Origin of the sequence: Paludibacillus litoralis (assembly GCF_037646705.1) — a bacterium.
Classification (GTDB): Bacteria; Pseudomonadota; Alphaproteobacteria; order Rhodobacterales; family Rhodobacteraceae; genus Pikeienuella; species Pikeienuella litoralis.
Window position 1 is genome coordinate 452,634 of record NZ_JBBHER010000003.1, and the last position, 19,393, is coordinate 472,026.

The window sequence follows — 19,393 nt, forward strand, 5'->3', positions numbered from 1 at the left end:
ATGGCGGAGTTGGCCACCCATCTGACGCAGCGGGTGGCGGGACGGGATGACTCCGCGTCGGGAGGCGCGCGCTGATGGCGCCGAAAAAGGAACCGAAGCTCAAGATCGTGGCCGAGAACCGCAAGGCTCGCCATAATTACTTTATCGAGAGCGAGCTTGAGGTTGGAATCATCCTTGAAGGCTCGGAGGTGAAGGCGCTTCGCGAGGGGCGCGCTCAGATCGCGGAAAGCTACGCCAACATCGAGGATGGCGAACTGTGGCTGATCAACAGCTACATTCCGTCATATGACAAGGCCCGCACCTTCGGCCATGACGAGCGCCGGCGCCGCAAGCTTCTGGCGCATCGTGGGGAGATCGCCCGGCTGTGGCAGGGAATCGGCCGCGAAGGCGCGACGCTGGTGCCGCTGAGGCTCTATTTCAATGAAAAGGGCGTCGCGAAGCTGGCCATCGGGATCGCGAAGGGCAAGAAGATGTCCGATAAGCGCGAAACCGAGAAACAGCGCGATTGGGCGCGCGACAAGGCGCGGCTGCTGCGGGAGCGAGGATGACGCCGGACATCTCTCATCTGTCGGCGGCGCTGGAGGCGACATGGCCTGCGGCCGAGCTGGTCGAGCAGGGCGGCTGGCGGCTCCGGCGCGGCGCGGACGGGGGAAAGCGCGTCTCCGCCGCGACAAGGGCGCCGGGCGCGCCGGACGCGGGGGCGGCGGATGTCGAGGCGGCGGCGGCGGCGATGCGCGCCTGGGGCCAGCCTGCGCTCTTCCGGATCAACGAGGGCGAAGACGGGCTCGACCGGACGCTCGCCGACATTGGATACCTGAAGGCGGACGAGACGACTGTGTTCGCCGCGGAGGCGGGGGCCCTGATTGACGCCCGGCCGGAGACGGCGCGCATCATCCGCGGCGGCACGCGCATCGCGTTGATGGAGGAGATCTGGGCGGCGGGCGGCGTCGGGCCGGGGCGCCTCGCGGTGATGGCGCGCGCGCCGGAGCCGAAAGCCTACATGATCGCCCGCCTCGGCGACCGGCCGGCCGCCGTCGCCTTCGCCGCGACCTCGGGCGAGATCGCGGCCGTTCACGCCCTCGAAACGCTGGCGGCCGCGCGCCGACAGGGGGCGGCGCGCATGCTGATGAGCGGGGCGGCCCGCTTCGCGGAGGAAAACGGCGCGCGTTGGCTCGCGCTCGCGGTCACGGAGCGGAACATCGCCGCGAGCACCCTTTATCGGGCGTTGGGAATGGCGCCCGCGACGAAGTATCATTACCGGGTGAGACCGGATTGAAGGCGGAACCTCGGAGAGATGAGATGATCGAAGAAAACCTGACCGCGCTGAACCTGCCGCAGGAATCCCCGCTGCCGGAGGATATCCAGAAATATTACGACATCTGCCAGGAGAAGCTGGGGCTGGTGCCCAATGTGCTCGCGGCCTACGGTTTTTCGGCCGAGCGTCTGCGGGCGTTCTCGCAGATGTACAACGCGCTGATGCTCGCGGAGAGCGACCTCAGCAAGGCGGAGCGGGAGATGATCGCCGTCGCCGTTTCGGCGGAGAATCACTGCCTCTACTGCCTTGTCGCGCATGGCGCCGCGCTGCGCCAACTCACCGGAGACCCGGTGCTGGCGGACACCATCGCGGCAAATTATCGCCACGCGAAGATCACCCCGCGCCAGCGCGCGATGCTTGATTTCGCGGTCAAGATGACGAAAGCGAGCGCGACGATCGAGGAGGAGGACCGCGAGGCCCTTCGCGCCGCCGGCTTCTCCAATCGCGCGATCTGGGACGTGGCTGAGGTCGCGGCCTTCTTCAACATGACCAACCGGATGTCTTCCGCCGTCGCGATGCGGCCGAATACGACCTATCACGGCATGGCGAGGTGAGACTCGCGGCTCTTGCGATGGCGGCGGCGCTGTGCCTCGCCGGCGGTGCGGGGGCGCAGGAGGAGGATCTGGCGCCTGAGTTCGGCGCGCTCGAGGGCGCGGAGCTCAGTCATGGCCTGACCCGGAGTTTCGACGCCTACAAACTGCCGGTCGGCCGGTTCACCCGCGACGCGCAGCCGGTTCTGGAGATCGAGGGCTCGGTCCGGGAGTATGTCTACCGGCTGGATGGCGAGACCTCGACGCTTGAAGCGGTGCGGAATTATCAGCGCCGCTTCGAGGAGCTGGGCTACGGGGTTCTGTTCGAATGCGGCGGCGATGAATGCGGCGGCTTCGATTTCCGGTTCAACGTCTATCTGGTGGAGCCGCCGGCGATGCGGTTCGATCTCGCCGATTTCCGCTATCTCGCCGTGTCGGACGAGACGGATGAGCGCCATGCGACGGTGATCGCGTCGCGCCAGGGCGGCCGGCTTTTCGTGCAGATCATAGCGGTGGAGGGCGAGACCGCGCCGGAGCGGATGACCGCGGCCGCGGAGGCCCCGCCGCCGCGTGCGAAGCCGGGGCGCGCGCGGCTCTTCGCGCTGGCGCGGCGGCTGACCGAAGACGGGCATGCGCCGCTCGACGGGATCGAGTTCGAGGCCGGCTCCGCCCGGCTCACCGCGGCCTCTGGACCATGGCTGGAGCAGGCGGCCGCGCTTCTTCGCGGCCGGCCCGATCTCCGGTTTCTTGTGGTCGGCCATACGGACGCCCAGGGCGGGCTTCAGACCAATCTCGATCTCTCGCTCGCGCGGGCGAAGGCGGTGGCGGCGAAGATCGTCGAGGCGGGAGGCGTCTCGTCCGAGCAGTTGATCCCGCATGGCGTCGCCTTTCTGGCGCCGAGGGCCAGCAACAGGACGGAAGAGGGGCGCGCGCTCAACCGGCGGGTGGAGCTGGTGCTGGAATAGCCGCCGGGCTCAATCCCGGTGAAACTGCGCGGCCAGCTCTACATGCGGCGACCAGCGGAACTGATCGACAGGCAGGACCCAGTCGAGCCGATAGCCGCCGTCGATCAGCGTCCGGGCGTCGCGCGCGAATGTCGCAGGGTTGCATGAGAGCGCGGCGACTCGCGGCGGCCCGCCCTTCGCCAGCTCCGCCGATTGCGCCGCGGCTCCGGCGCGCGGCGGGTCGATGACGACCGCGTCGAGCCCGGCGAATTCCGCCGCCGTCAGCGGCCGGCGGAACAGGTCGCGGCTGACGGCGACGATTTTTTTCAGGCGCGGCGCGGCGCGCCAGCCCGCGCGGAGCGCGTCGATCATCGCGGGGTCGCCCTCGACCGCCAGAATCTCGGCGGTATCCGCAAGCGGCAACGAAAACGCGCCGCACCCGGCGAAGAGATCGGCGATGCGCCGGGCGCCTCCCACCGCTTCACGCGCCGCCACGACGAGCGCGGCCTCCCCCGCCGCGGTCGCCTGAAGGAAGGCGTGGGGCGGCGGCGTCACCAACGCCGAGCCGAAGCGTTGCGCGGGCGCGCGGCGGGCCGCGACGATTTCGCCGTTCCACGAGAGCCGTGCGAGATCATGCGCCGCGGCGAGCGTGGCCGCGTCCTCCGACATCGCGCGCTCGAGCGGCTTCGCGCCCTCGATCGCGAGATCGACGCCCGCGTCGGAGAGCGTCGCGAGGCCGCGAATCTCCCCCTGCCGCGACGCGCCGAGCCGCGCGGCGGCGCGCATGGGCTCCAGCGCCTTGAGCAGAGCGGGCGCGATCACGTCGCAGCTTTCGATCGGGACGAGCCCGTCGCCCGCGCGCACATGAAACCCGGCGATCACGGTTTTCCTGGTTCGCCGCGCCGCGAATCCCGCGCGCCGGCGGGATTGCGCCGGAGAGGTGACGGTGGCGCGGATCTCGGCGCCTTCGATTCCCCGCGCGGCGAGGGCGAGGGCGATCCGGTCCCGCTTCCAGCCGGCCAGAAACGCGTCATCCGCATGCTGGAGCGCGCAGCCGCCGCAAACGCCGAAATGAGGGCAGCTTGGCCTGATCCGATGCGGCGATGGCGCGAGAATCTCCGGCGTCTCCATCCGCCCATCGGCGATGGCGCCCCGAACCCGTTCGCCCGGCAGGGTGAGCGGCGCGAAAATCTGCGCGCCGAATCCATCGCCGCCGGCGGCCAGTCGCTGAATGCTGATCGTCTCCACACCGATGGCATACCCGCGCCGGCGCGGTTTCGAAAGGGGATGACGCGCATTCGGTCGGCCGAGGAGGCGTCACGTCTCTTGACCCCGACCCGGCTATCGCGATGCTGGCGCCATGCGCCCGACCATACCAAACATTCTGACCATAGGCCGAGTCGTCGCGGCGCCTTTTGTTGCGCTGGTTTTTCTGACGCTCGCGCGGCCTTTGGCCGACATGGTCGCGTTCGCCCTCTTCACCGTGGCGGGGCTCAGCGATTTCCTCGATGGGTGGCTCGCGCGGCGCTGGGGGCAGGTGAGCGCGTTCGGCCGGATGCTGGACCCGATCGCGGACAAGGCGATGGTCGCGATCACGGGCGCGGTTCTGGTCGGGCTCTTCAATCTGTCGGCCGCGATCACGATCCCGGTGGCGGTGATCCTGCTCCGCGAGACGTTGGTCTCCGGGCTTCGCGAATACCTGAAGGGCGCGCGGGTGCTGGACGTGACGGTGCTGGCCAAATGGAAGACGACGGCGCAGATGACCGCTTTCGGCGTGTTGCTGCTGGCGGGCGCGATGGAGCCGGACCCATGGATCTTCGACGTGGGCGTCGCGCTGCTCTGGGTCGCGGGGGCGCTGACCGCGATCACCGGATGGGATTACTTCGCCAAGGGCCTCGCCTATATTAAGGCGAAGGAGGACCAGGCATGAAGGTTCTGTATTTCGCATGGCTGCGCGAGCGGATCGGCGAAAGCGAAGAAACCGTCGAGACGGCGGGCCTCGCCACGGTCGCGGATCTGGTCGAAGCGCTCCGCGCCAGGGGTCCGCGCTATGAGGCGGCGTTCGCGGACCATGGCGCGGTCCGGGTTGCGGTCGACCAGACGGTGCGGGATTTCGACGCGCCGCTCAACGGCGCGGCCGAAGTGGCGTTCTTTCCACCGATGACCGGCGGCTGAGATCCGGATGGCGGTGCGGGTTCAGAGCGCGGATTTCGATCTGGGCGCGGAGGCGGCCGCGCTGGTCGGCGATGACGGCGAGACGGGCGGCGTCGTCACCTTCGCCGGCTATGTCCGGGGCGGCGACGTGCGGGCGGTGACGCTGGAGCATTATCCCGGGATGACGGAATCGGCGCTCGCCGGGATCGAGCGGGAGGCGCGCGCGCGCTGGCCGCTGACCGGCGTCGTGATCATCCACCGAATCGGCCGTCTGCTGCCGGGCGACCAGATCATGATGGTCGCCACCGCGAGCCGCCACCGCGCCGCGGCGTTCGAGGCCGCGGAGTTCCTCATGGATTATCTCAAGACCGGCGCGCCGTTCTGGAAAAAGGAGGAGACCACCGCCGGCGGCGCGCGCTGGGTGGATGCGCGCGAGACGGACGAGGCCGCCGCGGCGCGCTGGGAGCGCTGACGCCGGGCGCCTCCGGCGGGCCGGCGCTCAGGCCTCGTCGAGGCCCCGTCGCCTCAGCAAGGCGTCCACCGTCGGCAGGCGGCCGCGGAACGCGAGATAGGCGCTCTCCGGGTCCTGCCGCCCTCCGGCGGCGTAGATCGTCCTGGCGAGCCGGTCGGCGGCCTCGGGATCGAACGGATCCCCCGCCTCCTCGAAGGCGGCGAAGGCGTCCGCGTCCAGCACCTCCGACCACATGTAGCTGTAATAGCCGGCGGAATAACCGTCGCCGGCGAAGACATGAGTGAAATGCGGCGTCCGGTGGCGCATCGTGATCGCGGCCGGCATGGCGAGCCGCTCCAGCACCTCGGCCTCGAACGCCAACGGGTCGCGCGCCTCGTCGTCCTCGACGAGATGCATTTCGAGATCGACCAACGCGGAGGCGACATATTCGACCGACGCGAACCCCTGGCCGAAGTTCTGCGCGGCGAGGACGCGGTCGATGAGTTCGGCCGGCATCGGAGCGCCGGTTCTGTAATGTTTCGCAAACCGCTTCAGAACGGATTTCTCGGAGAGCCAATGCTCGAAAAGCTGGCTCGGCAGTTCGACGAAATCGCGCGCGACGGAGGTGCCGGCGATCGAGGGATAGGTGACGTCGGACAGCATGCCATGAAGCGCATGGCCGAACTCATGGAAGAGCGTGCGCGCGTCATCGAAGGTCAGCAACGTGGCGTCGTCTCCGCGCGCGAAATTCATGGCGTTGGAGACGATCGGCCGCACGCGCCCATCCAGGTTCTGTTGCGCGCGATAGGCGCTCATCCATGCGCCGGAGCGTTTCGACCGCCGGGCGAAATAGTCGCCGATGAACACCGCGACATGCGCGCCCTCCCGCGTGACCTTCCACACCCGCGCGTCCGGATGCGGCCGCGGCGCATCCCGCAGCTCGGCGAACTCCAGCCCGAACAGCCGCCGCGCGCAATCGAACGCGGCGGAGATCACGGCGTCGAGCGGCAGGTAGGGTTTCAATTCCGCCTCGTCGAGATCGTGCTCGGCCCTGCGCTGTTTCTCGGCGTAATAGCGCCAGTCCCAGGGCTGGATCTCGATATTCGCGCCCTCGGACGCGGCCAGAGCGGCGAGCGCCTCGCGTTCGGCTTCGGCGCGCGCGCGGGCCGGAGCCCAGACCGACATCAGAAGATCCCGCACCCGGTCCGGCGTTTTCGCCATCTGGTTGTCGAGCTTGAACGCCGCGAAGTTGCGGAAGCCGAGAAGCCGCGCGCGCTCCGCCCTGAGCGCGAGGATCTCCGCCGCCACCGCGCGATTGTCGGTCCCGGGGTTGGTCTCGCCGCGGCCGACCCAGGCGCGCCACGCCTCCTCGCGGAGCGCGCGGTTCGCTGAAAACTGGAGAAATGGCGAAATCAGCGAGCGCGAAAGGGTGATGACATGGCCGTCGATCCCGCGCGCTTTCGCAGCGGCCGCCGCCGCGTCGATCAGGAAGTCCGGCAATCCGGCCAGCGCGTCCGCGCCGTCGAGGCGCAGCGTCCAGTCATTCTCGTCCTTCAGCACGTTCTGGCTGAACTGGGCGCCGAGCACGGCGAGCCGGCTCATGATCTCGGTCATGCGCGCGCGCGCGGGGCCGCGAAGCTGGGCGCCGGCGCGGATGAAGCCGGCGCTGGTCAACTCCAGCACCCGGTCCGCCTCGGGGTCGAGGCCGAGATCGGCGCGGCGCGCCATCAGCGCCTCGATCCGGGCGAAAAGCTTCTCGTTCATCACCGTCTCGGCGCGGTGGCGCGACAGGACCGGCGCGACCCAGCGCTCGGTCTCCTGCATCGCCTCGTCGCCGGCGACGCCGACGAGATTGAAGAAGACGCTGGCGACGCGCGTCAGCGTCCGGCCCGACCGCTCCAGCGCGGCGATGGTGTTGGCGAATGTCGGCGGGGCGGGATCGTTCGCGATCGCGTCGATGTCGGCGCGATCCTCGGCGAGCGCGACCTCGAACGCGGGCCGGAAATGCTCCGGCCTGATGGCGTCGAAGGGAGGAATCTCAAATGGCGTCGACCAAGCGCCGAGCAGCGGATTGTTCATCACACCATTCCTTGGAGTTGCTGGCGCGGCGCGCCCGGTTTCAGCCCGTCATTCCGCCCCAGAAGCTCCGGACGCGGGAGAAGAAGTCGTCGGTCTCGGGATTGTTCTCGGCGCTCGCCTCATCGAAGAGCTTCAGGAGCTCCTTCTGATGAGCGGAGAGGTTCACCGGCGTCTCGACCGCGAGCTCCAGGTAGAGATCGCCGAAGCGGCCGCCGCGAAGCTGCGGCATGCCTTTCGCGCGGAGCCGGAGCTGCTTGCCGGACTGGCTGCCGGCGGGGATCTTCACGCGCGTGCGCCCGCCGTCGATCGTCGGCACCTCGATCTCGCCGCCAAGCGCCGCGGTCGTCATCTTCACCGGTATCCGGCAGAAAAGATCCATTCCTTCGCGGGTGAAGATCTCGTGGTCCGCAATCTCGAGGAAGATATAGAGATCGCCCGGCGGGCCGCCCCGCTGGCCGGCTTCTCCCTCGCCGGCGAGCCGGATGCGGGTGCCGTTCTCGACACCTTCCGGGATCCGGACGGAAAGCGTGCGCTCCTTGGCGACCCGGCCCTGACCGCCGCATGTCCGGCATGGATTCTTGATCACCTGGCCGCGCCCGCTACAGGTCGGGCAGGTCCGCTCGATGGTGAAGAATCCCTGCTGCGCGCGGACCTTGCCAAGGCCCGAGCAGGTCGGGCAGGTCGTCGGCTCCGCTCCGCCTTCGGCGCCGGTGCCGGCGCAGGCGTCGCAGGCGACCGACCCCGGCACGGAGATCGTGGTCTCCTTGCCGAGATAGGCGTCTTCAAGCGAGATCCTCAGATTGTATCGCAGGTCGGAGCCGCGGGTTCTGGCCCTGCCGCCGGCGGCGCGGCCGCGCTGGCCGCCCATGAAGTCGCCGAAGAGATCGTCGAACACATCCGAAAAGGCGGACGAGAATTCCGGCCCGTGCCGCGGCCCGCCCGCGCCTCGCGCGCCGGCGGCGCCGAAGCCGCCCGCTTCGAACGCGGCGTGGCCGAACTGATCGTAAGCGGCTTTTTTCTCCGGATCCTTCAGAACATCGTAGGCCTCGTTCACGGCCTTGAAATTCTCGGAGGCGTTCGGGTCGTCCTTGTTGCGGTCCGGATGCGTATCGCGCGCGAGTTGGCGATAGGCTTTCTTGATCTCGGCTTCCGAAGCGCCGCGCTTTACGCCGAGGATCTCGTAAAAATCTCGCTTAACCATGGGAACCCGCCAGAAGCAAAGAGAAACGTAGATAGGCGACGCCGCGCCCGAAGCCAAGCGCGGCGCTCACCTTCTTGACGCCGGACGGCGGGAGCCGCCCGGCGTCATTCCAAGATCTGGCCGTGGGGCGCAAAGCGCCGATCAGGCCTTTTTCTCGTCGTCCTTGACCTCTTCGAAGTCGGCGTCGACGACGTCGTCATCGGCCTTGCCCGTGGCCTTTTGCTCGGCCGACCCTTCGCCGCCGCCGCTCGCGGCGGTCTCGGTTTCCTCCATCTGCGCCTTGTAGATGGCTTCGCCGAGTTTCATCGAGGTTTCGGTCAGGGCCTCGGTCTTTTTCTTGATCGCCTCGATATCGTCGCCTTCGATCGCCTCTCGCAGAGCCTTGATCGCGGTCTCGATCTCGGTCTTCACCTCTTCGCCGACCTTGTCGCCATGCTCGGCGAGCGACTTTTCGGTCGAATGGGCGAGGCTCTCGGCGTGGTTCTTCGCCTCGACGCCGGCGCGGCGGGCCTTGTCGGCCTCCGCATTCTCCTCGGCTTCCTTCACCATCTTCTCGATATCTTCATCCGAGAGGCCGCCGGAGGCCTGAATGGTGATCTTCTGCTCCTTGTTGGTGCCCTTGTCCTTCGCCTTGACCGAGACGATGCCGTTGACGTCGATGTCGAAGGTGACCTCGATCTGCGGCATGCCGCGCGGCGCCGGGGGGATGTTCTCGAGATTGAACTGGCCGAGGAGCTTGTTGTCCGCCGCCATCTCGCGCTCGCCCTGGAAGACCCGGATGGTGACCGCGGACTGGTTGTCCTCCGCAGTCGAGAACGTCTGGCTCTTTTCGGTCGGGATCGCGGTGTTGCGGTCGATCAGGCGGGTGAAGACGCCGCCCAGGGTCTCGATGCCGAGCGAAAGCGGCGTGACGTCGAGAAGCGTCACATCGGTGACGTCCCCTTTCAGCACGCCGGCCTGGATCGCGGCGCCCATGGCGACGACCTCATCCGGGTTCACGCCCCGGTGCGGCTCCTTGCCGAAGAACTCCTTCACCGTCTCGATCACCTTCGGCATCCGCGTCATGCCGCCGACGAGCACGATCTCGTCGATATCGGCGGCGCTGACGCCGGCGTCCTTCAACGCCTTCTTGCAGGGTTCGAGGGTGCGCTTGATCAGATCCTCGACGATGCTCTCCAGCTTGGCGCGGGTGAGCTTCAGCGTCAGGTGCTTCGGCCCCGTTGCGTCGGCGGTGATGTAGGGCAGGTTGATCTCGGTCTGCGTGGTGGAGGAAAGCTCGATCTTCGCCTTTTCGGCGGCTTCCTTCAGCCGCTGCAGCGCGAGCTTGTCGGTGCGCAGATCGACCGAATTCTCCTTCTTGAACTCATCCGCGAGATAGTCGACCAGCCGAAGGTCGAAATCCTCGCCGCCGAGGAAGGTGTCGCCATTGGTCGACTGGACCTGGAAGAGGCCGTCGCCGATCTCCAGGACCGAAATATCGAACGTGCCGCCGCCGAGGTCGTAGACGACGATCGTCTTGTCGCCCTCCTTGTCGAGCCCGTAGGCGAGCGCGGCCGCGGTCGGCTCGTTGATGATGCGCAGCACCTCAAGCCCGGCGATCTTGCCGGCGTCCTTGGTGGCCTGACGCTGGGCGTCGTTGAAATAAGCCGGAACCGTGATGACCGCCTGGGTGACGCTCTCGCCGAGATAGGCTTCCGCGGTCTCCTTCATCTTCTGGAGAATGAAGGCGGAGATCTGAGAGGGCGAATATTTTTCGCCCCGGCTTTCGACCCAGGCGTCGCCGTTGCCGCCCTTGACGATGGCGAAAGGCACCATCTCCTTGTCTTTCGCGACGGCCTTGTCCTCGTAGCGCCGCCCGATCAGGCGTTTGACCGCGAAGAGCGTGTTTTCGGGATTGGTCACGGCCTGCCGTTTGGCGGATTGGCCGACCAGCCGCTCGCCGCTTTCCGTGAAGGCGACGATGGAAGGCGTCGTGCGCGTCCCTTCGGCGTTCTCGACGACTTTCGGGGTCGCGCCGTCCATGATCGCGACGCACGAGTTCGTGGTTCCGAGATCGATTCCGATAACCTTGGCCATTGATGCAGTTCCTTCTTTCCGGCGATGTGCGGCCGTCGGGTCCAGAGGGCCCCCGAAGCCTATCCCTTGGGTAAGTGGCGCATGAGCGCGCCCATGCGTTCTGGCGGTATATAGTTGCGCCTTTTCCACCTCGCAAGCGGACCGCGGCGGCTTTTCCGCCTTCCGCGCCGGGTTCCGCGGCGCGCAATCTCTGGTTTTCGTGGGCGCGATATACGATATTGCACTGTGTGATATGCGATATTGCGTTATGGATCGCGCCCGCACTTGTCCGCGGACGCGCATGAATTGACCAATCCGGAAGGGGCGTCATGAGTAAGTGGTTGATGATCGGCGACCGGACCCAGGGACGGGACAACCACTTCAACCTCATACGGATACTTGCCGCGACGGGGGTTGTCGTCGCGCACGCTTTTCCATTGAGTCGCGGCAGTTCGGAGCCGCTGCTGCTCGAGTCGGTGTTCGGCGTGAATCTCGGCCATATTTCCGTCCTCGTCTTCTTTGCGATCTCGGGCTTTTTTATCGCAAAGAGCTTTGATCAGGGCGGCTCCCTCTACCGCTTCACTCTCGCTCGCGTGTTGCGGATCTTCCCCGGGCTGTTCGTCATGCTGCTTCTGACGGTGCTGATCGCCGGAGTGTTTCTGACCACCGCGCCGCCGAGGGAATACTGGCCGTCAGCCGTGGAATACGTCATGCGGAACATGACGCTCGGGTGGCTGCGCCCATACCTGCCCGGAGTGTTCGAAACCAATCCCGGCGGCGCGACGGTGAACGATCCTCTCTGGACCTTGTTCCACGAGGTCGTCTGCTACTTCGGCCTCGCCGCAGCCGGCCTGCTCGGTCTCCTCCGGCGGGGCGTCGTGGCTGCGGCCGCCTTCGCGCTGGCGCTGGCGCTGCTGCTGGCGGCGCCATACTTGGCTTTGCCCGTGCGCATTCAGGCGCAGGCGGATCTCTCGATCACCTTCCTGCTCGGCGCGGCCGCGTATGTCTGGCGGGACCGTATCCCGCTCACCTTCTGGATTCCCGCGGTCGCTTGCGGCGTGGCTCTGCTCGCCAATGGAACGGAGATGTTCAAGCCGCCTTTGTATCTGGCCGTCGCGAGCGTGTCGCTCTGGTTGGGCTTCGCGCGCGCGCCGCTCCTGCTGAATTATAATCGTCTCGGCGATTATTCCTACGGCGTCTATATCTACGCCTACCCGATTCAGCAGATAATCGCTTCGTCCGGAGTCGATAGTCCGCTCCTCAATATCTCTATGGCGTTGCCTTTGGCGCTCTTTTGTTCTGTACTCTCGTGGCGTTTTGTCGAGAGGCCGGCGTTGAAATTCAAACCCGCATCGCAGCGATTTGCGCTGGCGCGACCAGCCGCATGAACGATGGAAGAGGCCTTCCCCCGGGGGTTCTTCTTTTCGACGGCTTTCTGGATGCTCCGGCGCAAACCGCGCTGCTGGAGGCGCTGCGCGGCGTCGCCGCCGCCGCGCCTCCCCGCCGGATGGAGACGCCGAACGGGCGGCGGATGTCGGTGGCGATGACCTCCGCCGGGCGGGTCGGCTGGGTCGCGGACCGGAGCGGCTATCGCTATGAGCCGCGCCAGCCGAGCGGCGCGCCGTGGCCGCCGATCCCGGAGCAGGCGCTGGCGATCTGGCGCGCGGTTTCAGGTTGGGCTGAGCCGCCCGACTGCCTCCTGCTCAATCATTACGAGGCGGGCGCGAAGATGGGTCTGCACCGGGATGCGGACGAGGGCGCGTTCGCGGCCCCCGTCGTTTCGGTCTCGCTCGGCGATCCTGCGCGGTTTCGCCTCGGCGGGCTGCGGCGGCGGGATCCGACCCGGTCGTTCGAACTGCGATCCGGCGACGTTCTGGTGATGGGCGGCGCCTCCCGCTTGATCTGGCATGGCGTCGACCGGATCGATTTCGGCGTCTCTCCGCTGCTGGCGCAGGGCGGGCGGCTCAACCTCACGATGCGGGTCGTGCGGCCCTGATGCGACGGGCGGGCCGGGGTCAGTCGGCCTCTTCAGGGTTCGCCGTCGCCACGCCCTCGGCGCCTTCCGCCGCGGGGGCGGCTTTCGCCACGCCCACCAACGCCGGGCGAAGCAGGCGTCCGGCGATGGTGAAGCCGGTCTGCAGAACCTCCATCACCGTTCCCGATTCCGCGCCGGGAACCGGAGCTTCGAACATGGCCTGATGCAGGTTTGGATCGAACTTGTCGCCGATCTGGGGCTCGACCACTTCGATCTTGTGCTTGCCGAAGGCGGAAAGAAGATCGCGCCGCGTCAATTCCACGCCTTCGATCAACCCGTGCGCGTGGCGCCGCGCCTCATCGTCGGCGGCGGCGAGCGCGCGGGCCAGATTGTCATGCACCGAGAGCAGATCGCGCGCCAGCCTGGTCCCGCCATAGGCTTCGGCGTCCTTGCGGTCGCGCTCGGCGCGCCGGCGGATGTTCTCCGCTTCGGCCAGCGCGCGCATGAGCTTGTCCTGCAATTCGTCGCGCTCCGCCATCAGCGAGACGATTTCGGCGGCTTGCGGGTCGGCGGGCGCGTCACCGTCTTCCTGCGTTTCGAATCCCGCCTCGTCGAAAGCCGCCTCTTCCATCGCCGCGGCGTGCTTCATGGCGTCTTCGGTTTTTTTGTCAGTCATGTGATCTTACCCTTTTCCACCGGTCCGCGGCTGCGCGAGCTTTCTGCGCCCCGCGATCATCTCGCCCATCATACGGGCGGTGTAATCGACGATCGGCACGATCCTGCCGTAATTCAGTCGCGTTGGGCCGATCACGCCGATCGCGCCTACGAGCTTCCGGTCGGGGTTCATATAGGGAGAGATCACCAATGTGGAGCCTGAAAGCGAAAAGAGCTTGTTCTCCGAGCCGATAAAAATCCGTACGCCTTCACCCTCCTTGGCCAGATCGAGGAGTTGCGCGATGTCGCGCTTGCGTTCGAGATCGTCGAGAAGGTGGCGCATCCGGTCGAGATCCGCCGCCGCCTCGGTCAGAAGATTGGCCCGGCCGCGAACCAGGAGCCGGTCCGGCTCGATCTCTCCCTCGCCGTTCCAGACGGCGACGCCGGTCTCGATCAACGTGCGCGCGGTCTCGTCCAGCTCGCGCCGCCGCCGTTCGATCTCGCGGGCGACGATGTCCTTCGCGTCGCTGAGCGTCTGGCCGACGAGCATCGCGTTGAGAAAATTCGCCGCCTCGCGCATCGCCGAGGGCGTCATGCCGTCCGGCGGCGCGATCATCCGGTTCTCGACCGAGCCATCCTCGGTCACCAGCACGACGAGCGCGGCCCCCGGATGCAGCGAGACGAACTCGAGATGCCGGATCGGCGCCTCCCGCTTCGGCGCGAAAACGAGCGAGGCGCAATGGCTCAGACCGGACAGCATCGATCCGGCCTGGTCGAGCGCATGCGCCATGTCGCCGTCGTGATCGCTGTTCAGCTTTTCGATCTCGGTGCGCTCCTCGGCGGAGATTTCGCCGAGTTCGAGCAGCCCGTCCACAAACATCCGCAGCCCCGAATGGGTGGGGATCCGCCCGGCGGAGGCGTGCGGGCTTTCGATGAAGCCGAGCTGCTCCAGATCCTGCATCACGTTCCGGACCGACGCGGCCGAAAGCGGCGATTCCAGCCCACGAGAGATCGTGCGCGAGCCGACCGGCTCTCCGGTTTCGATATAGGTCTCGACCAGCCGCCGAAAGATCTCGCGGCTGCGATCGTTCAGGTCGATGGCGTCGGTGGAGATGGACATGCGCAACACGTAGAAACCGCCACCCCTTTGTCAACTGCTCTCTCGTCCGGCCGGCGGCCGGCTGAACGGGAAGGGGGCGGGCCCGCGCGGCTGGACCCCGTCCGCCGCGCGCGGTATTGCGCCCCGAGGACATGAAAAGGATTCCATGATGCGCCCTTCCGGCCGCGCGCGCGACGAATTGCGCGCCATTTCCATTGAGACCAACGTCTCCCGCCACGCCGAAGGCTCATGCCTGATCCGGTGCGGGGACACGCATGTCATGTGCACCGCATCGTTGGATGAGAAGGTGCCGTCCTTCATGCGCAACTCCGGCCTCGGCTGGGTGACGGCGGAATACGGCATGCTGCCGCGCGCGACCAACACCCGGATGCGGCGCGAGGCGAAGACGAGCCAGAGCGGGCGCACGCATGAGATCCAGCGCCTGATCGGGCGCTCCCTCCGCATGGGCGCCGACCGCGTTCTGCTGGGCGAGCGGCAGATCACCATCGACTGCGACGTGCTTCAGGCCGATGGCGGCACCCGCTGCGCCGCGATCACCGGCGGCTGGGTGGCGCTCAGGCTCGCGGCGGACAAGCTGGTCGCCTCCGGCGTGCTGAAGGAGAACCCGATCGAGGAGCATATCGCGGCCGTCTCCTGCGGCGTGCATCAGGGGCAGGCGGTGCTCGACCTCGACTACGCCGAGGATTCGGACGCCGGAACGGACGCGAATTTCGTGATGACCGGCTCGGGCGCTCTCGTGGAGTTGCAGGGCTCCGCCGAGGGCTCGCCCTTTTCCGAGGCGCAGTTCATGGAAATGCTGACCCTGGCGCGAAAGGGCGTGGCTGAGCTGATCGCGGCGCAGAAGGCGGCGATCGGATGAGCCGGCGCCTGGCGGCGGGGCGGCTGATCGTCGCCACTCATAACGCCGGAAAGGTGCGGGAGATGGGCGCGCTTCTCGCGCCTTACGGCGTCGAGACGGTCTCCGCCGGCGATCTCGGCCTCGCCGTGCCGGAGGAGACCGAAGAGACGTTCGAGGGCAACGCCCGGATCAAGGCGCACGCCGCCGCGCGGGCGGCGAACCTGCCCGCGCTTTCCGACGACAGCGGCATCGAGGTCGCCGCTCTCGGCGGCGACCCCGGCGTCCACACCGCCGACTGGGCGGAGACCGAATCGGGCCGTGATTTCATCATGGCGATGAAACGGGTGCAGACGCTTCTCGACGAGGCGAACGCGCCCGAGCCGCGGAGCGCCCGGTTCGTTTCGGTGCTCTGCCTCGCCTGGCCAGACGGGCATGACGAGGTCTTCCGCGGCGAGGTCCCGGGCCGCGTCACCTGGCCGATGCGGGGCGAGCGGGGGTTCGGGTTCGATCCGATTTTCATCCCCGATGGCGAGACGGAGACCTTCGGCGAGATGGATCCGGCGCGAAAGAACGCGATGAGCCACCGCGCGCGGGCGTTCGAAAAGCTGGTCCGCGGCTGCTTCGGCTGATTCGGCTGAAACGCGCGCCCGCGCCGACGAAAGGATGACGACGGGCGCTGCTTTCCGGTTGCGAGAGGCTTCTCTGGGGATACCATGCGCGGGGCCGGACGGGGCGATGGCGTGGGGGAGTCGGGAGATGGACGATCGTGGCGGACATGCGGCGCTCGCCGCCTCATCCCTCGCCGGGCAACTGCTGGAAGGGTTGCCCGACGCTCTTGTCGTTGCGGATGTCGAGGGCGTGATCCGCTTCTGGAACGCGGGCGCCGAGCGCATCTTCGGGTTCCCGGCTGCGGAGGCGCTTGGCCGGCCGCTCGACATCATCATTCCCGAAAATCTTCGCGCGCGGCACAACTCCGGCTATGAGCAGACGATGAAGACCGGCGAGACGCGCTATGGCGCCGGCGATCTCCTCGCGGTTCCGGCGCTGCGCAAGGATGGCGCGCGGATCTCCGTGCAGTTCTCCATCCTGCCGCTCGTCGGCGCGGATGGCGGCATGACCGGGATCGCCGCGGTCATGCGCGACGTCACCGCGGATTTCGAGGAGCGCAAGCGGTTGAGAAAAGAACTCGCCGCGGCGCGGAAGGCCGCGAGGGGGTGAGCGCCGATCCCGGTCGGCGGGGCCCGGCCGCGCGCGGCTCTCTGGCTCCCCTGTCCGGCCTGTGCTAGGCGGCGTCGATGAGCGCTCAGGATGAAGATTGGCGGGCGGCCGGGTTCGGGATCTATATCCACTGGCCCTTCTGTCTCGCCAAATGCCCCTACTGCGATTTCAACTCCCATGTCTCCCGCGAGGTCGATCAGCCGCGCTGGCGCGCCGCGCTCCTGCGCGAGATGGAGGCGATGCGCGCGCTGACCGGGCCGCGCCGGGCCGATACGGTGTTTTTCGGCGGCGGTACGCCGAGCCTGATGCCGGCGGAGACCGTCGGCGCGCTGATCGAGGCGGCGGACCGGCTCTGGGGCCTTGCGCCGGATGCGGAAATCTCTCTGGAGGCGAACCCGACGTCGGTCGAGGCGGCGCGGTTCCGCGCTTACGCGGCCGCGGGGGTGAACCGGATTTCGATGGGCGTGCAGGCGCTCAACGACGCGGATCTGAAGCGGCTCGGCCGGATGCACAGCGCCGCCGAGGCGCGGGCGGCCTTCGATATCGCGCGGGCGGCCTTCACCCGCGTCAGCTTCGATCTGATCTACGCCCGGCAGGATCAGACGCCTCAGGCATGGGCGGCGGAGTTGGCCGATGCGCTGGCGATGGCGGTGGATCACCTCTCGCTCTACCAGCTGACCATCGAGGCGGGGACGCGGTTCGGCGAGCTTCACGCGCGGGGCCGGCTTCGCGGCCTGCCGGTGGATGAGCGCGCGGCGGACATGTACGACGCGACGCAAACCGTCTCCGCCGCCGCCGGTCTGCCGGCCTATGAGATTTCCAACCACGCCCGCCCCGGCGCGGAAAGCCGGCACAATCTGATCTATTGGCGCTATGGCGATTACGCCGGGATCGGCCCTGGCGCGCATGGCCGCCTGACGCTGGACGGGCGGCGCATGGCGACGGAGACGCCGCGCGACCCGGCGACGTGGCTGGCGGGCGCGCCGGTCGCGCCGGACCCCTTGCCGGACGGCGCGGAGGCCGACGAATACGCGCTGATGTCGATGCGCCTCGTCGAGGGGATGGATCTCGACCGCTACGCCCGGCTCGCCGGCGCGGCGTTGCCCGAGGCGCGGCTCGACGCGCTGGCGGCGGAAGGGCTGATCCGCCGGAGCGGGCGGCGCATCGCGGCGACGCCGACGGGGCGCCCGGTCCTGAACGCGCTTCTGGCGGCGTTGCTCGTCTGACCTGCTGAACGGGCCGGCGCCTGCGGACTCTGCGGCGGGCGCGCTTTGTGATAGTGTTCCCGCCAAGATAGAGAGCGGGGCTTGAGCGATGAACGAGATGCGTCCGTCAGAGCCGACCGCCCCTCCGGCCGAGGAGCGCAAACCGGCCGGCGTTCAGATGCGCGAAGCCCGCGCCCTCCGCCTCGTCATCAGGATCTGGAGCTGGCTGTCGCTCTCCTTGCCCAGCACATCGCGGGTGATGTTCCGCCAGAAGTTGACCGGGCTGAGGGTTGCGCAGCTGATCCAGCCCAATTCCGGCGGCGCGCTCGACCGGGCGATGATCGAAGCGCGGATCGCGACGCTCCGCGCGAAAGCGGAATCGTCGCCGCATTGGGGCGAATGGCGCCTGGTGAACGAGATCGAACTGCTGGCGCTCGGGCTCTGGGATCTGGCGACGATGCGGGTGGAGGCGAAACGCCAGCTGTTCGACGCGCAGGCGCTTCAACTGCCTGGCGCGGCGGAATACGCCGCGCTGATCGAGGCGAACGACAACGACGAGGCCGCGCTCCGCGCCACGCTTTTCCGGCTCATGCTCGACGTGCAGGACCGGTTTCGCAAGCGTCACCTTCTGCGCGAATACGTCGCCGCATATACGGCGCGGGTCAGCCTGATATTCGGCGCCGCGACGCTGTGTCTGATCCTGCTCATCATGACGCTCGCGTGGATGGCGCAGGCGCATGTCGTCTCGGCCTTTCTCACCGCGCAGACCGGAATCGGCCCGCCCGCGCCGCCGCCGCCCGGCGGAATGCGCGCGTTCTCCAGCTTCTATGTCGCGCTTACGGCGGGCCTGTTCGGCGCGGCGTTTTCGATGATGGCGCAGACGAAGAAGCGGGTCGAGATCAGCACCCTGGAGAACATGCGGACCAACGCGCGGTTTTCGATGCTGTTTTTCCGGCTCGGCGTCGGCGTCGGCGCGGCGATGATTCTCTATTTCGTGTTCGACACGGATTTTCTGGGGCAGGGCGCGCTGACGCCCAATCTGCCTGAGGTCGGGTTCGAGGTCTCGATGCAGACGACCGCGCTTTTCACATCCATCGGGGGGCTGTCGCCGAATCGCGATCTGTCGCTTCTGATGCTCTGGAGCTTCGTCGCGGGATTCTCGGAGGTTCTCGTCCCTTCCATCCTTCGCCAGGCGGAGGCGCGGGTCGAGAAAAAGTGACGCCGGGCGGCTCCGCGGCGTCCGCGGTGTGGGCCGGCGGCGGGCGAAGCGGCGTCGCCCGATCGTCTCCGCCCGCGGCCGCCTTCGCCTGCAGCGACCGCAAGCGCGCCCGAACGTCGGCCCGGACGCGCTCCGCTGAGCGGCTTGATGCGCTCAGTGGATCGTTTCGGCCTCGCCGAGCCGGGAAATCTCGTCCTTCAGCCGAAGTTTTTCTCGTTTGAGTTTGGAGATCTGAAGCTCGTCGGCGGCGGGACTTCGCATCTCCATCTCGATTTTCTGTTCAAGATTGGCGTGCTTTCTCCTGAGTTCGGCCAAATGGGACGACAGGCTCATACGGCACCTCCATTGAGTACGTTCTGAACAATCAGAGAGTACACTGAAAAATGGGGCTGTCACGGGTTAGTTGCAACGCTTTGTCACTGTCGCGGGGGCCTC

General features: G+C 67.6%; 21 protein-coding genes. 14 read left to right on the forward strand and 7 right to left on the reverse strand.

What is annotated here, in order from left to right; all coding sequences use genetic code 11:
• Positions 1-74: 74 nt before the first annotated feature.
• The 4 genes from smpB to WG921_RS06585 are packed head-to-tail and all read left to right on the forward strand — an operon-like array spanning position 75 to position 2,810.
• Positions 75-548, forward strand: coding sequence for an SsrA-binding protein SmpB (gene smpB / locus WG921_RS06570; protein ID WP_340108404.1), 474 nt, complete (start codon positions 75-77; stop codon positions 546-548).
• Positions 545-1,276, forward strand: a complete 732-nt coding sequence (locus tag WG921_RS06575) for a GNAT family N-acetyltransferase (protein WP_340108405.1) — start codon at positions 545-547, stop codon at positions 1,274-1,276. The genes smpB and WG921_RS06575 overlap by 4 nt, the downstream gene beginning before the upstream one ends.
• A gap of 23 nt (positions 1,277-1,299) precedes the next feature.
• Positions 1,300-1,869: a peroxidase-related enzyme gene (locus WG921_RS06580; protein ID WP_340108406.1), complete on the forward strand. Its 570-nt coding sequence runs from the start codon at positions 1,300-1,302 to the stop codon at positions 1,867-1,869.
• Complete coding sequence (locus WG921_RS06585) at positions 1,866-2,810, forward strand: OmpA family protein (protein ID WP_340108407.1); 945 nt, start codon at positions 1,866-1,868, stop codon at positions 2,808-2,810. Before WG921_RS06580 ends, WG921_RS06585 begins: the two co-directional genes overlap by 4 nt.
• A gap of 9 nt (positions 2,811-2,819) precedes the next feature.
• On the opposite strand, the gene WG921_RS06590 is transcribed toward WG921_RS06585, so the two are convergent.
• Entirely contained in the window at positions 2,820-4,037 is a 1,218-nt protein-coding gene (locus WG921_RS06590; protein WP_340108408.1) for a class I SAM-dependent RNA methyltransferase, read from the reverse strand.
• A gap of 112 nt (positions 4,038-4,149) precedes the next feature.
• Here WG921_RS06590 and pgsA point away from each other — a divergent pair, with 112 nt between their 5' ends.
• From pgsA to moaE, 3 genes are read left to right on the forward strand one after another with little or no spacing between them, the layout of a single operon-like run.
• Complete coding sequence (gene pgsA, locus WG921_RS06595; RefSeq protein ID WP_340108409.1) at positions 4,150-4,719, forward strand: CDP-diacylglycerol--glycerol-3-phosphate 3-phosphatidyltransferase; 570 nt, start codon at positions 4,150-4,152, stop codon at positions 4,717-4,719.
• On the forward strand, positions 4,716-4,964 hold the full coding sequence (moaD, locus tag WG921_RS06600) for a molybdopterin converting factor subunit 1 (protein ID WP_340108410.1): 249 nt from the start codon (positions 4,716-4,718) through the stop codon (positions 4,962-4,964). Before pgsA ends, moaD begins: the two co-directional genes overlap by 4 nt.
• Before the next feature lie 7 nt (positions 4,965-4,971).
• Entirely contained in the window at positions 4,972-5,415 is a 444-nt protein-coding gene (moaE, locus tag WG921_RS06605; RefSeq protein ID WP_340108411.1) for a molybdopterin synthase catalytic subunit MoaE, read from the forward strand.
• Between the two features lie 27 nt (positions 5,416-5,442).
• Here the strand turns inward: moaE and WG921_RS06610 are convergent, their stop codons facing one another.
• The 3 genes from WG921_RS06610 to dnaK form a co-directional block, all read right to left on the reverse strand.
• The gene (locus WG921_RS06610) at positions 5,443-7,473 is read right to left on the reverse strand and encodes a M3 family metallopeptidase (protein ID WP_340108412.1); all 2,031 of its coding nucleotides are present in this window, start codon (positions 7,471-7,473) and stop codon (positions 5,443-5,445) included.
• A 40-nt stretch (positions 7,474-7,513) separates the two neighbouring features.
• On the reverse strand, positions 7,514-8,674 hold the full coding sequence (gene dnaJ, locus WG921_RS06615) for a molecular chaperone DnaJ (protein WP_340108413.1): 1,161 nt from the start codon (positions 8,672-8,674) through the stop codon (positions 7,514-7,516).
• 141 nt (positions 8,675-8,815) lie between these two features.
• The gene (gene dnaK / locus WG921_RS06620; protein ID WP_340108414.1) at positions 8,816-10,750 is read right to left on the reverse strand and encodes a molecular chaperone DnaK; all 1,935 of its coding nucleotides are present in this window, start codon (positions 10,748-10,750) and stop codon (positions 8,816-8,818) included.
• A gap of 323 nt (positions 10,751-11,073) precedes the next feature.
• On the opposite strand from dnaK, the gene WG921_RS06625 reads away from it, so the two are divergent.
• Both WG921_RS06625 and WG921_RS06630 read left to right on the forward strand, forming a co-directional pair.
• Positions 11,074-12,117, forward strand: a complete 1,044-nt coding sequence (locus WG921_RS06625; RefSeq protein ID WP_340108480.1) for an acyltransferase family protein — start codon at positions 11,074-11,076, stop codon at positions 12,115-12,117.
• Positions 12,114-12,725, forward strand: coding sequence for an alpha-ketoglutarate-dependent dioxygenase AlkB (locus WG921_RS06630; RefSeq protein WP_340108415.1), 612 nt, complete (start codon positions 12,114-12,116; stop codon positions 12,723-12,725). Before WG921_RS06625 ends, WG921_RS06630 begins: the two co-directional genes overlap by 4 nt.
• Positions 12,726-12,744: 19 nt before the next feature.
• Here the strand turns inward: WG921_RS06630 and grpE are convergent, their stop codons facing one another.
• Positions 12,745-13,380, reverse strand: a complete 636-nt coding sequence (gene grpE, locus WG921_RS06635; RefSeq protein WP_340108416.1) for a nucleotide exchange factor GrpE — start codon at positions 13,378-13,380, stop codon at positions 12,745-12,747.
• Between the two features lie 6 nt (positions 13,381-13,386).
• On the reverse strand, positions 13,387-14,478 hold the full coding sequence (gene hrcA / locus WG921_RS06640; protein WP_340108417.1) for a heat-inducible transcriptional repressor HrcA: 1,092 nt from the start codon (positions 14,476-14,478) through the stop codon (positions 13,387-13,389).
• A gap of 148 nt (positions 14,479-14,626) precedes the next feature.
• On the opposite strand from hrcA, the gene rph reads away from it, so the two are divergent.
• The 5 genes from rph to WG921_RS06665 all read left to right on the forward strand — a co-directional run bounded on the left by rph (position 14,627) and on the right by WG921_RS06665 (position 18,958).
• On the forward strand, positions 14,627-15,337 hold the full coding sequence (gene rph, locus WG921_RS06645) for a ribonuclease PH (protein ID WP_340108418.1): 711 nt from the start codon (positions 14,627-14,629) through the stop codon (positions 15,335-15,337).
• Positions 15,334-15,945 (forward strand): RdgB/HAM1 family non-canonical purine NTP pyrophosphatase, encoded by a 612-nt coding sequence (rdgB, locus tag WG921_RS06650; RefSeq protein ID WP_340108419.1) that lies wholly within the window; start codon positions 15,334-15,336, stop codon positions 15,943-15,945. Before rph ends, rdgB begins: the two co-directional genes overlap by 4 nt.
• 127 nt (positions 15,946-16,072) lie before the next feature.
• Positions 16,073-16,534, forward strand: coding sequence for a PAS domain S-box protein (locus tag WG921_RS06655; protein WP_340108420.1), 462 nt, complete (start codon positions 16,073-16,075; stop codon positions 16,532-16,534).
• Positions 16,535-16,611: 77 nt separating this feature from the next.
• Complete coding sequence (gene hemW, locus WG921_RS06660; RefSeq protein WP_340108421.1) at positions 16,612-17,760, forward strand: radical SAM family heme chaperone HemW; 1,149 nt, start codon at positions 16,612-16,614, stop codon at positions 17,758-17,760.
• A gap of 88 nt (positions 17,761-17,848) precedes the next feature.
• Positions 17,849-18,958, forward strand: coding sequence for a hypothetical protein (locus tag WG921_RS06665; protein WP_340108422.1), 1,110 nt, complete (start codon positions 17,849-17,851; stop codon positions 18,956-18,958).
• Positions 18,959-19,111: 153 nt separating this feature from the next.
• Here the strand turns inward: WG921_RS06665 and WG921_RS06670 are convergent, their stop codons facing one another.
• Positions 19,112-19,291 carry a YdcH family protein gene (locus WG921_RS06670; protein WP_340108423.1) on the reverse strand — a complete coding sequence of 60 codons (180 nt, stop codon included), beginning with the start codon at positions 19,289-19,291 and terminating at the stop codon, positions 19,112-19,114.
• Positions 19,292-19,393: the final 102 nt, after the last annotated feature.

Excerpts from the sequence above, each read along its gene's own strand:
- rph (WP_340108418.1), top strand. The coding sequence starts at position 14,627 with ATGCGCCCTTCCGGCCGCGCGCGCGACGAATTGCGCGCCATTTCCATT.
- WG921_RS06610 (WP_340108412.1), bottom strand. The coding sequence starts at position 7,473 with ATGAACAATCCGCTGCTCGGCGCTTGGTCGACGCCATTTGAGATTCCT.
- dnaJ (WP_340108413.1), bottom strand. The coding sequence starts at position 8,674 with ATGGTTAAGCGAGATTTTTACGAGATCCTCGGCGTAAAGCGCGGCGCT.
- WG921_RS06625 (WP_340108480.1), top strand. The coding sequence starts at position 11,074 with ATGATCGGCGACCGGACCCAGGGACGGGACAACCACTTCAACCTCATA.
- WG921_RS06670 (WP_340108423.1), bottom strand. The coding sequence starts at position 19,291 with ATGAGCCTGTCGTCCCATTTGGCCGAACTCAGGAGAAAGCACGCCAAT.
- hemW (WP_340108421.1), top strand. The coding sequence starts at position 16,612 with ATGAGCGCTCAGGATGAAGATTGGCGGGCGGCCGGGTTCGGGATCTAT.
- WG921_RS06575 (WP_340108405.1), top strand. The coding sequence starts at position 545 with ATGACGCCGGACATCTCTCATCTGTCGGCGGCGCTGGAGGCGACATGG.
- rdgB (WP_340108419.1), top strand. The coding sequence starts at position 15,334 with ATGAGCCGGCGCCTGGCGGCGGGGCGGCTGATCGTCGCCACTCATAAC.
- WG921_RS06630 (WP_340108415.1), top strand. The coding sequence starts at position 12,114 with ATGAACGATGGAAGAGGCCTTCCCCCGGGGGTTCTTCTTTTCGACGGC.
- WG921_RS06655 (WP_340108420.1), top strand. The coding sequence starts at position 16,073 with ATGGACGATCGTGGCGGACATGCGGCGCTCGCCGCCTCATCCCTCGCC.
- grpE (WP_340108416.1), bottom strand. The coding sequence starts at position 13,380 with ATGACTGACAAAAAAACCGAAGACGCCATGAAGCACGCCGCGGCGATG.
- WG921_RS06665 (WP_340108422.1), top strand. The coding sequence starts at position 17,849 with ATGAACGAGATGCGTCCGTCAGAGCCGACCGCCCCTCCGGCCGAGGAG.
- pgsA (WP_340108409.1), top strand. The coding sequence starts at position 4,150 with ATGCGCCCGACCATACCAAACATTCTGACCATAGGCCGAGTCGTCGCG.
- moaD (WP_340108410.1), top strand. The coding sequence starts at position 4,716 with ATGAAGGTTCTGTATTTCGCATGGCTGCGCGAGCGGATCGGCGAAAGC.
- WG921_RS06580 (WP_340108406.1), top strand. The coding sequence starts at position 1,300 with ATGATCGAAGAAAACCTGACCGCGCTGAACCTGCCGCAGGAATCCCCG.
- hrcA (WP_340108417.1), bottom strand. The coding sequence starts at position 14,478 with ATGTCCATCTCCACCGACGCCATCGACCTGAACGATCGCAGCCGCGAG.
- moaE (WP_340108411.1), top strand. The coding sequence starts at position 4,972 with ATGGCGGTGCGGGTTCAGAGCGCGGATTTCGATCTGGGCGCGGAGGCG.
- dnaK (WP_340108414.1), bottom strand. The coding sequence starts at position 10,750 with ATGGCCAAGGTTATCGGAATCGATCTCGGAACCACGAACTCGTGCGTC.
- smpB (WP_340108404.1), top strand. The coding sequence starts at position 75 with ATGGCGCCGAAAAAGGAACCGAAGCTCAAGATCGTGGCCGAGAACCGC.